The organism is Acidaminobacter sp. JC074 (genome assembly GCF_022496765.1).
Taxonomy (GTDB): Bacteria; Bacillota; Clostridia; order Peptostreptococcales; family Acidaminobacteraceae; genus JABXKX01.
The window spans coordinates 66,856-81,950 of the sequence record NZ_VANV01000004.1 but is presented as its reverse complement, the minus strand read 5'-3'; the positions used below and the strand labels follow the sequence as shown (position 1 = coordinate 81,950).

Sequence of the window (15,095 nt, the reverse complement as noted above, 5' to 3'; positions counted from 1 at the left end):
CAATTCAAAATTGGATGAAAGCGTTTGCTACTTTAGAGATGTTTATTGTATCGTAATCATAATGATTACAATCTATTTGAACGTGTGCCAACTAAATGTTATAATTAACTAGGAGGTCATCATGTTTATTGGAAGAAAAAATGAGTTAAAAACTTTAGAAAAATTCTATTCAAGAGAGTCTTTCCAACTCGTTACCCTATATGGTCGTAGAAGAGTTGGAAAAACAGAATTGATACAGCAATTCATTAAGAATAAAGAAGCTTTGTTTTTTTCAGCTGAGGAAACTACAAGCCTAGAAAACTTAAGAAAGCTTAGTAAAGAGTATGAAAAGTTTATAGAAAAACCCATCGGAACGTTTGGTAATTGGGACGATTTCTTTAATGCACTTGATTACGAATCTAAAAAATATATTTTTGTTATTGATGAGTTACCATATATATGCGAAAGTGATACTTCTTTTTTATCAAAATTTCAACATGCCATTGATCACTCTTTAAAAAGCAAAAATATAATGATTATATTATGTGGTAGCTCTATTTCATTTATGGAAGGACTTCTAAGTGAGAAAAGTCCAATATTCGGTAGAGAAACTGGTAATATCTTATTAAGGGCTTTACCATACTATGATGCAATAAAAATGCTTCCTAAAATGAAAAACATCGATCGATTAGAAGCATTTTTCCTTTTAGGTGGCATTCCAGAATACCTAAAACAGTTTAGTAGTTACAGTGACTACAATCATGCTATTGTGGAGAGAATATTAGATCGAAGCGAACTCCTTTTTCAAGTACCAAACAATTTCTTAAAAATGGAACTTAGAAATCCTGCTATATATAATGCTATTATAGGTGCAATAGCAGAAGGCGCATCAAAGCAAAATGAAATCATGACAAAAGTTGGCCTTATGCCTGCTACAGGTCAAAGATATCTGGATACGCTTATTAAACTTGATATACTTGAACGCTTGCATCCAATAAACAACATTACTAAAAGAAAATCTATCTATAGAATCAAAGATCCCCTTTTCGAATTTATTTATAGATTTGCATATCATTATAGAACAAATATCGAAAGAGGAGATGGCCAACTAACATTTGATAATTTCATCAAGCCAAATCTTAACACTTATTTTGGTCATCAGTTTGAAAAAATTGTATTTGAATATATACATGTACAAAATTCCTCACTCTTGTTGCCTGATTATTATCATACCATTGGAAAATGGTGGGGTGGTAATCCAATTAGCAAAACAGAAGAAGAAATTGATATTGTTGCCTTTAGCAATCATTCTTCTTTATTTGTAGAATGTAAGTACAAAAATTCACCTGTCGATACACATACTTTAGAAGCACTCATTCAAAAAAGTCATCTTCTTTCAAGAACTAACTGTCATTATATGATTGCTTCAAAAGGTGGTTTTACAAACTCATTAAAACAAAGAGCATCCCAAGATCCTACTATTCATTTAGTTGATTTGGACGAAATATTGTCACTCTAAGCGTTGACAGGAAAAGAGTTCTAAACCAAAACTCAGCACTTCATGTGCTGAGTTTTTACTTAGGCCATTATATGAATTAAGATTATTTGGAAGACAATCATCATAAAAGCTATTGGAATTTGTCTTTTAATAACACCATACTTATCTTTCATATCCAAGAGTGCAACTGGCACAATATTAAAGTTAGCTGCCATAGGTGTCATTAATGTGCCACAATAGCCGCTTGTTAAAGCTAATATACCGACAACACTAGGATTAACGCCTGTGGATATAACAAATGGAATACCAATACCCACAGTTATGACTGAGAAGGCTGCGAAAGCATTACCCATGATCATAGTAAAAATAACCATACCTAGAGAATAGGCAATAATACCTACTGTTAGATTACCTGCTGGAATGAAACTTCCCACACCGTTTGAAATGACTTCTCCAACACCTGCTGCTGTAAAGATAGCACCTAAAGCTGTTAGTAGCTGTGGTAACATCGAAATAGGACCAACTGCCTCTAAAAGTCTGCCTCCTTCAGTACCAAGTTCTTTAGGAGAATCTTTGGCCATAACTAAGATAATAACTGCAGCTAAAATCGCACCAACACCTAGACCAACTAAAGCACCTAAACTTGGTATAAACTTGGCAAAAATAAGTGCAACAACACCAATTGTCATAGCTGGAATAAAAAGCTTTAAACCGAACTTTTTAGCCATTTGCATCTTGTATTCTTCTGATGCATATTTACCACTAGATGGTTTTACTTTGTTAAGCATTGCCGGTACAGCCATAATAACTACTAATATACCTGAAACCATACTTGGCAACCATTTACCTAAACTCAGTACAATACCTAAAGCCAACCAAAAGATTACAGAAGCATAATTCTTTTTTTCTCTATGAAAAGCATTCTTTAAGCCAATATAAATTGCAATCAAACCGCATATAATATAGAAAAGTTCTAATAAATTCGCCTTCATAAGTCCCCCTAGCTCACCTTGTTTTCTGAAGATGATTTCTTTTGAGTATATTTTTTCATCATCTTTCTATCTTTTAGCATAAATAAGATTGTTGTAACAACTAATGCAAATATAACAACAGGCACCTCTGCTTTTACACATGTCATTGGATCAATTTCATAACCTTGAGGCTCTAATGTACCTTTAACAAGTAATATACCAGCACCTGCTACAAAGAGTACTTGTCCAAAGAACCAGGCAACATTTTCAATTGCACCGCACATTGCCTTGATTTCCTCTTCATCCTCTTCTTCAATTTCATGGCCAGTTTCCTCAATTGTTCCTACTGCCATGGGATAAACTACCGGCCTTACAAAACCTGCAACACCACCAAAGCTTACATTAAATGCAGCAAAAATCGTCCTAAAAATACCATAGGCAGATACAACCTTACCTGGTGAAGCATTTTTAATTTTACCAATAGCCATAGCTGCCGTTTGCTTCATTCCATTTCTTTCTAATACACCAATTACAGGAATGATCATTATAAACATTGCCATGTAGCGCGTGTTTACAAAAGTTTCTCCTAATAATGAAAGAAATTCCGGTATCGACATACCACTTACCATTGCAGTTACAAAACCTGCAGACATAACTATAGCGATTGCATTAAATCTTAATGCAAAACCTACAATTACTATTAACACACCAATAAGTTTTAACATAGTTCCCCCTTCTCTATCCCTTACGACCTAAAGGTCGTTTCCTAAGCGTTTTTAAGATAATACCATTTTTATCACTAGACAGATTTTCTTTTTCAACTTTTAAAGTCATTAGATAATCCATAGTAGCCAAATTAGACATCATGTGTGACTTGGAGCATAATTCTAAATACTTGCCCTGTGCTGTTTCATCTGAAACTTCTGTTGTCCATTCTAAACTGGTTATCTGTGGATACCTGCTAAAAGCGTGCCATGCATCTTTAGAAGCTTCATACTCCATCCAGTAATAAATTAACTTTTTATAGTAATTGGCTGGAAACATCTTCGGTAGCCATTTATGAGCATATTTTTCGAATCTGTCTTGCCAGTCATCATTCCACTTAGACATATATTGATCCTTTGCAAAAGTTTCAGATATGACGTCTTGTAAGCCCTCATAAAGTTTAAAATGTTCCGGATAGTTTATTTTGCTCAAATGCCAGAAATAGCCATAATAAAGAGCTCTAGGTAACCAGAAACCTTTAAACCAAGGAGATGTATAACCAGAAAATTGCTGGTCCCATTCATGTGATGGTACACCATGATTATCAACTACAACATCAGGTAACCACCTTCTCCATGTTCTTGTATAAGCCAGTGCTTCTGTATACTTTGTTTCATCATTGAAATAATCATAGGCAAATTCTTTTCCTACTGAGTTAAATCTGGCAACATGAAGTTTCCATTCAGGATTATCTTTCTGGAGTTCATAATGAATGGCACCCCCATCTACATTTTCAAAAGGTATAAAAACAATATTTAAAGCATCTAAATACTTGGCATTTTCTTCTTTTAAGAGTTCATGTATGGTCATAAAAGCAGCATTTGTACTTGAAACCTCATTAGCATGATGTCGGTTATTTATCAGATAAACTGGTTTCTCGTTAATAAGCTTATGTCTCGATACTAAGTCTGCTTGACTATAATCCAACATTTCAACGACATGTATCTCTCTGTTCTGATAGGATTTAGAGCCTAGATAGGTATTTACATAATCCTTCTTTTCAAGGTTTTTGATTAAACCCAAATAGTCTTCATAACCTATAACTTCATCAGCCTTTAACTCAACTTCTTCAATAAAGCATTCCTTAACTTGTCCTTCTATATCAAGAACATCTCCCCCCACAAGTCTTAAATTAAGTGGACTATTCAATCTAAGATAGCCTTTGTTTATAGCACCTTTTAGAGTTTCAAACTTCTTTAATTGATCTTGATTTATCTTAAACTCACCAAACCATTTTCCCTTGTCATATGTAAGTGCCACGATTTCTTGTTGTTCAGCTGTTTCAAAATACTCTATTTGATCTTTTCTGACCTTATAAGGTGTTTTAGACAGTTCCTTCACAAGTGTTACTTTAACTTTTGGTGGACCATCAGATTTTTTTATTACGGGTAAAATCAAACCTGGTTCATTAATAACTTCATTGAACTCTCTTTCACCCAAAATTTTAAAATAATCTAATCCTACGAAATAAATATCTTCATGAAAAGCATCTATCGATGAAATCAAGTCTTTTCTTGTTGGTAGGCTATAATCAGGTTCACTTACATGAATTTCAAGTCTGAGTGTCTTAAATATTGGCTGTGTTTCATGAGTGAGTGTTCGACCTTCTTCTAAAGCAATGTTTGTTACTTTGTCTAATACTTCCTTTTGATAATAAGACCAAATGTTTTCTAAGTCAGTATTTATTCTCTCCAAACAAATAACTTTACTATTTATCTTAATCTCTATGAAACCCGTCGATGGATGTACTTTACCAACCTTAGGATACCTATCTAAGTAATTTCTTTCTGAATAATGGACATCATAAACATCTTCATATACGACTTGTTCGTCTTTAAATGCTAACACTTGATAGGTATACTCCAGATTTGAGTCATCCTCAAAGATAACTCGATTCCGACTAATTTCTAAGTCTGATGCAATAAGATCATCTATCGGATAAAGTTCTTGTAACCATCTTATGGGTAGATCAAACCAAGCATCGTCATCTGCTCTTTCAACATTATACTTAGGTTTAGCACTATCCTCATCAAACCATTCCGTTTGACCTTCTTGTAAAAAGGGCTTAAACTTTATCACCACTTTATCAGCATCTATCTCTTTTAATCTTGGTAATAAAGATTTGAGCCAATGAAACCCTTGTTTATAAGAAGAAAGTAATGTGCATGAATCGAGTTTTACTTCTCTCATATTACATTCATCACCAATATACGAAGCTAATTCATCCAGTATCTGAGGAGATTCACTTAAACATCCTCGTATTTCAACTGAATCATCTGGCTGACACTTACTCAGATTCTCTAATAAGATCTTTTTAAATACATCAACTTCCCATTCAAATATTCTTTCATCAGACCAAACAATTTGATCCTCGCGATATTCTCCAATTTTTAATTCTGGTAAGTCATCTGAAAGACGCTCTACATTGGCATCTGACAGGTTTTCAACACGTAATTCTGTCACTCGATCTTTACCTAAAACATCAATTAATTGTCCATGCGTATTTTCTGATCTTAGAAACTCATTCACGAAGTTTTCGAGATTTTTCACATCGTTTATTGGTCTCCTCTTATACCATGGATACTTCAATACCAAATTCTTTGTAAAATCTTCTATATCTTTGCTTTCAATAATTAAATCACCATTTTCAAAATAGATTTTATTATCTTGAGCTTTGTCATTAAACTGGATACTTGGACCACTATGGATATCCACTACCAAAGGCATTGAAAGCGACAGACAGTCCAAAGCAAATCTAGAGACAAAAGAAGACATTGCTCTAATAAGAGCTTCATTCACCTGTTCAGGTACTAATACCTTGTAAGCAGAAGAAGTTGGGAAAAAACTATCCTCACTTTCATACAAGCCGCCGACTGAAAATAGATCCGTCAAATCTCTCTTTTTATCAACTTCACTTGAAGCAAAAGTCTCTTCTTGTGATGCTTGAATCTTATTTGGATTTTGAAAAAACTGATTATTAGTCTCTATAGATGCAAGCATTGAAAATCTCTTCCAATCAATATCTAACGCATCGTTTACATAAGCTTTCATTATACCTTGATAATCAGAATCAAGAACAATATGGTTTGTAGCCAGCTGGTCTAATTTAGGTGCAAAATCATCTATAGACCATATATATGGCAACCTACCACATATGTAGTTAATAGATTTTTCGAGTGCTTGGTCAGAACCGTATTTAACTTCAAAGTAAACATTGTTACTTATAAGATGTACTTCTGTAGAAGCTAATCGATCTGATTTAACACACCTAATATGCATCTTGTCTTTGTTATAATCACCAATCACTAAATTATCTAGGTCAAACCCAACTGATTCATAAGCACACCTTGCTATAAAATTTAAAGCAAAGAGTGCTGTGCTTTTATTCAGTTCCTCTATAACGACCGGACCGCTCATACCGCTTATGAGCTTATCTTCTTTTAATATTCCTTCAGATGTAAACAACTTATCTAATGTCATTTTTTCTTCCTCTTATACGATTTCTTTTACTTTCTCTTTTGAATTTGATTTATTTGGCACTAAGTAACTAAATACAACCAGTGCTAAAATAGATAATGGTGCTGATATTAAAATTGCGTTCCATCCCATTGGTTTATGTAGGACAATTTCCCAGATTAGAGTCATACCACCACCTACTAATATAGAAGCTAGACCTGCAAACTTTGATGCTCTCTTCCAAAGTAAAGCACCTAAAAATGCTGGTGTTATTGCCGCACCGTACATGGTGTATGAGTACATTTGCATTGCCAAAATCGATGGAAAATACTGACCTATAACATAGGCTAATATACCTAAAACAACAATAAAAATTCTTGTATACTTAAGTTTTTCTTCTTCACTTGCATCTGGTTTTACATATCTTAACCACAAGTCATAGGTAACATTTGTTGCAGCTGATAATAAGAACGAATCACCTGTCGTTACCATAAATGCTACAGCAGCAGCCAATATAAAACCACCAACTACAACCGGTACACCACCCATCGCAACCTGTAAAATTGCTGTATCTGCCTTAATTTCTGGAAACAGCAATATGGCAGCAGATGCAAAAGTAATGGTTAAAAACATGATTACGAGTTCACCTAACAAGAAGCCAATGTTCGATTTTCTAGCAGTGGCAGCATCTTTTGCTGAACCAAATCTCTGAAACATGTTTTGATCGCCTAACAGTAGGAATATGAGTGGCAATATATAGCCAAGAAGCTGCATGCCAGAAAGACCGCCTGACCAAGTTGTTTTCTCTTTGGGCAATGCATCAAATAATGATGACCAACCACCTACATTTGATAATACAAATGGAAGGCCGATACCCATAGCCGTTACAATAAGAAGAGCACTGATAAAATCAGAATAAGCTATCGTTACCATACCACCTGTAACTGCCAATAAAATAATAACAACAGCTGAAACTAGGACACCTGTTTCTAGCTCCATTCCGGTAGTTAGATTTAAAACATAGCCGCCACCCTTAAACTGGTAAGATATAATCCCTACATAGGCAAGTATGATACATATAGACGAAATGGTTCTTGCGAGTGAACCATACTTAGTTTCAAGAATTTGAGGAATTGTATATTTTGCTAAATCTCTAACCTTATTAGCAATGAAATACAAAATCACTATCCCAAGGGGAGCACCAATAAAATATAAAATTCCTGCTAGTGGTCCTCTGGTATAAATAAAGTTTGCCGCTCCTGTAATGGTTCCAGAACCAATCCAAGTAGCAAGAAGTGTACCTATCAAAACAAACAAAGGCAACTTTCTTCCAGCAACAACAAAATCATCGCTTGTTTTAACCTCTCTTTTTGCAAGTATTAACCCAACAACAACCAATAAAAGCAGGTAACCAATTACAAAATACAAATGCACAGATCCAAACAAAACTTCCCCTCCTTTTTCAAATTCATATGCTGTGATATAATTATTATAGTAAATATCACATTCGTTGACTATAGTCATTGACTACAGTCATTTTATCATTTAGAATTTTTTGTGTCAACATATTATCTGAAAACGAGGTACAATTATGAATAATCAGAATTTAACCAAGCGTCAAATAAAGGCATTGGAAACAAAGAATAAACTTTATCATAGCGCTCGTACTCTATTTGCTGAAAAAGGATTTTATAATGTCTCAGTAGATGAAATTGTAAAGCTTGCAGGCACTTCCAAAGGCTCTTTTTATACCTACTATAAATCAAAGGAACATGTTATTATCGAACACTATAAGCAATTTGATGATTTCTATCTGAAGTTTTATGAGGAAATGGATCAAACTAAAGCATCTGCTGAAAATATTATGGATTTTGCTGTAAGTTTATTCACTTACGTCAAAGAAGAAATTGGATTTGAAATGACTTATGTCGTTTACGATACACAACTACGTCATAAAAATGAGATGACATTTATTAAAGATTCGGAAAGACCTCTTTATCAAGTGCTAGATAAGATCATAAAAAAAGGCATGGAAAATGGTGAACTCAGAACAGATATTCCTTGTGAAGATTTAGTACTTCTAACATGCAGAACATTTAGAGGGGTTTTTTATGACTGGTGCTTATACAAACAGACATTAGACCTAGTAGAAATGGGTACTTTAAACTTTAAAGTATTTATTGATGGAATTAGAAAATGAAAAATGCAATGATATCATTCATTGCATTTTTTTCTATCTAAAAGACCACTTAGGTTTTCACTTGTCATATTATAAACAGCATATAAAGGAACAGATTTAATATTATTCTCAAAGCCAAAGTTCTTTTGGCTTATTCTAATAGAAAAAGCAGGATTGTATCTCTTTATATATTCACTTAAGCTTCTAGAGCGTGTATTAGTAGATGCTTTTACCTCTACAGGTATTGGCATCCCCTTTACTGATATGATAAAATCAACTTCTGCAGTGCCCTTAGAAGTCCAGTAATAGAGTGGATAACCCAAGCTCGTAAGTTCACAGGCAACATAATTTTCTGTGATACCCCCAAGCGCTTCTTTATCCTTTATTCTGTTCATACTATAGTCTGTCAAACCAGACTGTTGAGATAAAATGCCAATATCACTGTTATACAATTTAAATGAAGATAAGTCTTCATATACAGCTATGGGTATCTTTCCTTCACTAATACGACCACACTTCAAGACAAGTCCAGAATGAATTAACCAATCAATTGCGTCTCCATATAAAGAAGCACGTCCACCAGTTTTGATAAGCTTATATTGAAACTTTGTATTTTCCTTAGCAAGCTGAGCTGGTATCGATTGATAAGCACTTTTGGCTTTGACAGCATCAGATGCAGATTGATACTTAGACATATCCGAGGTATATGATTCAATAATCAAGTTTCTCAACACTTCGTCTTCAATAACCTTATCCTCAACTAAAGCGTTTTTCACAACTGCTGGCATGCCTCCTGTAATAATATAGGATTGATAATATTTTAGTGCTTTTTCATGCAATACTTTTTCTAAAGGCTGATTGCTATTAAAGGCATTTGTTATTCTGTTAAGTAGGAGTTCCTCAGAACATGCCATAAGATACTCCTTAAAACTCATTGGAAACATATGCTTAATAAACACTTTACCAACAGGAAAATTGTATTTTTCTCTATTTACTGCTACTCCCAAAAGACTACCAGCAGCAACAATATGGTATTCTGATGCTTCTTCAGCAAAGTACTTCAAAGAAGCAAGTGCTCTTTCCGATGCCTGTATTTCATCAAAAATGATCAAAGTCCTTTTAGGCTTGATTTCTAGACCATAATATTTTTCAATAACATCGATCAAATTCTTAGGTGAAATATTTTCATTAAAATAAGACTGAATGATTAGATCAGAATCAAAATTTATATAAACATAAGTGTCATATTCCTCTTTTGCAAATTTTAGCAAGGAAAATGTCTTTCCAACTTGTCTAGCACCATAAATCAATAGCGGTAATCTATCATTGTTCATGCTTTTCCACGCTTTTAAATAAGACTCTATTGCTCTTTTCATGACTTACCTCCCTACTAAAATACTAACATCTGTAATATTTTAAATCAAGATTAATGTCATAGTTCGCATTTTTATGTACATATAAATGTAAGGATATACATTTTATCTAATCCATTTTCAAAATTTATTATGATCTTCATTTTAAAATTCAGCGCAAACGTTTCCGTTCAATTTTCTTTTGCAACGAAAAAAAACCTTTCGACTCTAAAAAGATAACGAGTGATTTTTACTCGTTATTTCTCAGATTAGTGCCCTAGTTGTATTAAACTAATCTTATCCTCCACATGCTCATAAAATGATTTCATAGCATCAGCATTCTCAAAGGCAGACGCTGGAATAATACATGCGGAAACTGAACTATCATATATAAAGATATGTTCTTCAGTTAAGCATACCTTGTTGAATACAGACCATTTTAATATGTATGTCCTGTGATCATTTGATAATGTTAGACCATGGTCATCCATCTTCAAAAGATCTTTCCCTAAATATGCTCTGTTCTCATCTTCTGAAAGCATATTTCGAGCTTGTTTGGCATAATTTTTTTCAATATATTTGGGATATTTAAGAACCCATGTGATACTTAATCCAAAATAGAAAAACCAATATATAATTGGAACGTGGTATCTTCTGTACATAACATAGGCAATCAATACAGTCAAAGCAAATCCTATATACCTTAATGACTCGCTGCTTTTTTTCATCGATTTTGAGTGTTTCATGTGATATATCTGAAAAGCTAGCCAGTCGTCTTCATCAGTCAAATAATTTAGTGTCATACCATCCCCTCCTTAATTCGTTCTATCTAAGACATAAGTATTTCTCTTTAGTTTTAGATGATAACTACTGTATCAGCTTATCACATAGACCAAACGGATAATAGAGACTCAGGTACCTTTAACAAGTACCACAGTACCTGTTTTTAAATATATTAACATAAAAAAAAAGAGCCATTAACTGGCTCTAAGTTTTCTATACTAAGTTTCTATCAACTAATTGATTCACTACAAATGATGCTACATGTTCTGCGTATGTCTTAGGACCAAAACCTGCATCGTAACCTAATTCTTTTGCAAGTTCATGACTGATTCTAGGACCACCACAAATAACTACCATTTTCTCTCTAAGGCCTTCAGCTTCAAGTAGTTCAACCATGTTTGTTAAGTTCATGATATGAACGTCCTTTTGAGTTACTACCTGAGAGATAACGATGGCATCAGCATTTAATTCTACTGCTTTTGCAATCAACTCTTCATTAGGTACCTGAGATCCTAAGTTTACTGCTTCAACACCTTTGTATCTTTCAAGACCATAGTGACCATCGAAGCCCTTCATATTCATGATAGCATCAATACCTACTGTATGAGCATCTGTACCTGTACATGCACCAACAATAACCACATCACGCTTGATGTGCTCTTTGATAAAGTCTTCCACACCATACTTGTCCATGATATCTACATCTACTTTAGGCACTTCTATTGAAGAGTAATCTACAGTGTGTTGACACTTACCGTATGCTGTAAAGTAAGTATAACCAACACCTAAATCTTCTGAATAAACAACAGCTGCTTCTTCAATACCCATCTTTGTAAGAAGTTGTCTAGCCGCTTCATCTGCTTCATCTCCAGCTGGAATCGGTAGTGTAAAAGAAAACTGCATTCTACCGTCATTTAGGGTATCACCATAAGGTTTTACTTTCGTTAAATCTACTTGAGTACTCATTACTTACCTCCTAACATTAATTCAATAAATGGATTAAAGTACTGATCGTCCTTTTTAACAACGCCATCTAGGCCTTTACCTGAAGTCATTGTACGTTTAACATCAGCAAACTTACCCTGAGCAATACAGTTTGTTAAACCTTCTTGTTCGATTTCTTTTAACATATCAACAGATTCAGCAAGCACCTTTTGAGCTCTCTTTTGGATGATACCGTCTTTCTTGAACTCAATTTCGCTACCTAAGTCTTTCATATTGTTGAATACGTACTGAGCATTCTCAATAGATAAGTATCTATCTTGTAAGAATGGCGTATGAATGGCTTCTGTTAACATACCAAGTAACTGAATACCTTGATTAGTCATAATTGATACAGCATTGAATAAAGTATTTTGAACATGACCTTTAAAGATATTTCCTGTCATATACTTCGTTGGAGGCATATACTTAAGCGGTGCATCTGGGAAGATATCTCTTGCCATTTGTGCCTGTGATAACTCCAGAAGGAAACCATTTTCAATATTAGGATTCATTTCGAAACAGTGACCAAGACCCATTTGCTCTTCTGGTAAACCAGCTTTTAATGCAAACTGCTCATTGATAAACTGAGACGTTAGTACAGTATGTGCTTCTTCTACTGCATCAGCAGTAGTTAAGTAGTTGTCTTCACCCGTATTGATGATAACACCTGCAAAACCATTGATGATTCTTGAGAAGTATTGGTCAATTAAAGTTCTTTGCATATTGATGTCTCTGAAAAGGATACCATAAAGGGCATCGTTTAACATAACATCTAATCTTTCAAAAGCACCCATTGCAGCGATTTCAGGCATACATAAACCTGAACAGTAGTTACAAAGTCTGATGTATCTTCCGACTTCCTCACCAACTTCATCTAGTGCTTTTCTCATGATCTTGAAGTTTTCCTGAGTCGCATAAGTACCACCGAAACCTTCAGTTGTAGGACCGTAAGGTACGTAATCTAAAAGTGATTGACCCGTTGTTCTGATAACAGCAATGACATCAGCACCTTGTCTTGCAGCCGCTTGTGCTTGAAGAACATCTTCATAAATATTACCTGTCGCAACAATCAGGTATAAGTAAGGTCTTGGACCTTCACCAAGTGTATTTAAATAGTTTTCTCTATCTTTTCTATTATTAGCAATTAAATCTACCGATTCTTTTGCACGCTTAGTTACAACTTCTTTGATTTCCTTGTAATCGCTTTGTGGAATTTCCATCAAATCTAAATCACCAGCTGCAACTGCTTCGGCAATCTCTTGTGTTGTTTTGCCTGTATGGATCATAGCATTACCCATCCAGTATGCTAAACCAAGTGGTAAACCACCCTTATCTTTTACAGCATCAACAACAACATTCGGTAGAGGTCTTTCGATATCATCTACACCATCAACCCCTAATAATCTTAAAACTGTTCTTTCAACAGCAACTGTCGTATGCAGATCAATCATGCCCTGAATATCTTCAGCGATAACTTTTGCTGATTGTCTTGCTTCAGCTACTAAATCAAAATCTAAGTTTAATTTATTCATCTTTCCTCCCCATCCAAGATACGTCTTGCATCTTCTAATATTTCATCATCGACACCCATCAGTTTCGATATCCTTATAGCATCTTTTGGTACAGCTTCAGGTCCTTTAATGACTTCCAACCTATAATCCATCAAGGAATGAATGGTTTCTAAGTCACCTTTGATGTTAATTTTCAGATCTTCAAAATCAACATCCTTTAAACCTCTAACTTGTAAGTGAAGAACGTCTTCTTCATCAGCCAAACCATCAAAGTGTGTTGTAATAACAGATACTGACGCTTTATCTTTTAAGTAATTGATGATGGCCTTACTAATGGCATACCCTTCCTTAGGATTGGTACCTCTAGCCAACTCATCAATAAGAATCAGTCCCTTTTCATCTGCCTTTTCCAAAACCTTTGATACATTAACCATCTCAGCACCAAATGTACTTAAGCCTTTATCAATTGATTGAGCGTCTTGAGATGATAGAAATACGAAATTTCTTGGTTCAAATTCAAATCTTTTACACGGTACAAATAAGCCCAGTTGAGCCATAGTCTGCATCTGACCCATTAAACGTAGACAAATGGTCTTACCACCCATGTTGGCACCCGTTATACAGGACATGCCTTCTTCTACATCAATGGTAATAGGCATGAACTTAAGGCCTTCACTGTGCAAATGATCTTGAACTTTTAAATGTATACCTTCATCAATCTTTAACCCCTTGCCAAGTAGAGGTCTGGTCATATGAAAGGCTATGGCAAAATACGATTTAGCCATTAATATATCCATTTGACCTATGATATCAATATTGTTTCTAAATGCATCTAAGTGATCGTATAGCTTCTTGGTCAACATGGTTCTGACCATAAAAGACTCTTCTTCCTCTTCAAGTCTTAAACGATCAATCTCCTGCATCTTTTCTAAAACATGATCGGTTACTTTTACTTTAAAGTTTCTATGCATCATGGTATCAGAGACATAAACAATATCATCCCTCTTTTCTATTTCAGCCATAAGAAGTTCCTCATGCTTCTTAATGGTAAACTCGTCATTAGGTCTGATCTTAATATTCAAGGCTTTTGAAATATGATCTCTAGCCTGTTTTTTAGCACTCTGAATCTCACCCTCAAGAGTTTTCATTCGTGCCCTGATCAAACGGAGTTTGTCTGAATAACCATCATAAATATAGAAACTGTTGATCCCAATGTCTTCAGGGTCCAAAAGTGTAATAACATCCCTTAAAGGTATCAGTTTCAAATCGTTAAAGCAGAGTTCGTCTTGAAGCATAACCAACTTATCCACTAAAAGAACGAACTGCTTTATTTCAAATAACTCTGTGACACTTAAGGTTTCCAAACTGTATATTCTTTCAAGCGTTAACTCAATAGATTTGAAATGAGCAAGTATCCCTCTTACCTTTTTATAGGTCACTGGATGTTTTTCCATATGACGCTTTAAGGCTTCTAATTGGTCTAAATGCGCTGATAAAGCAGATGAATCATCTGCTTTATACACCTTAAGCTCTTTTTTTCTTTTTAGCCCAAAAGGCGTCTGTACCTTAATCTTATTCAAGATATAATCCACATCTAACTGATGTCTTGATTCCTGT

At 34.5% G+C, this 15,095-nt stretch carries 11 protein-coding genes; 2 read left to right on the top strand and 9 right to left on the bottom strand.

Annotated elements, in window-relative coordinates:
- Positions 1–121 precede the first annotated feature (121 nt).
- The gene (locus EZV73_RS05280; protein ID WP_240839011.1) at positions 122–1,498 is read left to right on the top strand and encodes an ATP-binding protein; all 1,377 of its coding nucleotides are present in this window, start codon (positions 122–124) and stop codon (positions 1,496–1,498) included.
- Positions 1,499–1,557: 59 nt separating this feature from the next.
- On the opposite strand, the gene EZV73_RS05275 is transcribed toward EZV73_RS05280, so the two are convergent.
- The 4 genes from EZV73_RS05275 to EZV73_RS05260 are packed head-to-tail and all read right to left on the bottom strand — an operon-like array spanning position 1,558 to position 8,115.
- Positions 1,558–2,469: a DUF979 domain-containing protein gene (locus EZV73_RS05275; protein WP_240839010.1), complete on the bottom strand. Its 912-nt coding sequence runs from the start codon at positions 2,467–2,469 to the stop codon at positions 1,558–1,560.
- Positions 2,470–2,477: 8 nt separating this feature from the next.
- Positions 2,478–3,173, bottom strand: a complete 696-nt coding sequence (locus tag EZV73_RS05270; protein ID WP_240839009.1) for a DUF969 domain-containing protein — start codon at positions 3,171–3,173, stop codon at positions 2,478–2,480.
- Between the two features lie 13 nt (positions 3,174–3,186).
- Positions 3,187–6,693, bottom strand: coding sequence for a M14 family metallopeptidase (locus tag EZV73_RS05265; RefSeq protein ID WP_240839008.1), 3,507 nt, complete (start codon positions 6,691–6,693; stop codon positions 3,187–3,189).
- Between the two features lie 12 nt (positions 6,694–6,705).
- Complete coding sequence (locus EZV73_RS05260; RefSeq protein ID WP_240839007.1) at positions 6,706–8,115, bottom strand: sodium:solute symporter family protein; 1,410 nt, start codon at positions 8,113–8,115, stop codon at positions 6,706–6,708.
- A 145-nt stretch (positions 8,116–8,260) separates the two neighbouring features.
- On the opposite strand from EZV73_RS05260, the gene EZV73_RS05255 reads away from it, so the two are divergent.
- Complete coding sequence (locus EZV73_RS05255; protein ID WP_240839006.1) at positions 8,261–8,869, top strand: TetR/AcrR family transcriptional regulator; 609 nt, start codon at positions 8,261–8,263, stop codon at positions 8,867–8,869.
- A gap of 14 nt (positions 8,870–8,883) precedes the next feature.
- Here the strand turns inward: EZV73_RS05255 and EZV73_RS05250 are convergent, their stop codons facing one another.
- The 5 genes from EZV73_RS05250 to EZV73_RS05230 form a co-directional block, all read right to left on the bottom strand.
- The gene (locus EZV73_RS05250; protein ID WP_240839005.1) at positions 8,884–10,224 is read right to left on the bottom strand and encodes an ATP-binding protein; all 1,341 of its coding nucleotides are present in this window, start codon (positions 10,222–10,224) and stop codon (positions 8,884–8,886) included.
- 245 nt (positions 10,225–10,469) lie between these two features.
- Positions 10,470–11,003 carry a YcxB family protein gene (locus EZV73_RS05245; protein WP_240839003.1) on the bottom strand — a complete coding sequence of 178 codons (534 nt, stop codon included), beginning with the start codon at positions 11,001–11,003 and terminating at the stop codon, positions 10,470–10,472.
- A 193-nt stretch (positions 11,004–11,196) separates the two neighbouring features.
- Positions 11,197–11,949, bottom strand: coding sequence for a B12-binding domain-containing protein (locus tag EZV73_RS05240; RefSeq protein WP_240839001.1), 753 nt, complete (start codon positions 11,947–11,949; stop codon positions 11,197–11,199).
- Positions 11,949–13,499 carry a lysine 5,6-aminomutase subunit alpha gene (locus EZV73_RS05235; RefSeq protein ID WP_240838999.1) on the bottom strand — a complete coding sequence of 517 codons (1,551 nt, stop codon included), beginning with the start codon at positions 13,497–13,499 and terminating at the stop codon, positions 11,949–11,951. Before EZV73_RS05235 ends, EZV73_RS05240 begins: the two co-directional genes overlap by 1 nt.
- Positions 13,496–15,058 carry a DNA mismatch repair protein MutS gene (locus EZV73_RS05230; protein ID WP_240838997.1) on the bottom strand — a complete coding sequence of 521 codons (1,563 nt, stop codon included), beginning with the start codon at positions 15,056–15,058 and terminating at the stop codon, positions 13,496–13,498. Before EZV73_RS05230 ends, EZV73_RS05235 begins: the two co-directional genes overlap by 4 nt.
- Positions 15,059–15,095 lie beyond the last annotated feature (37 nt).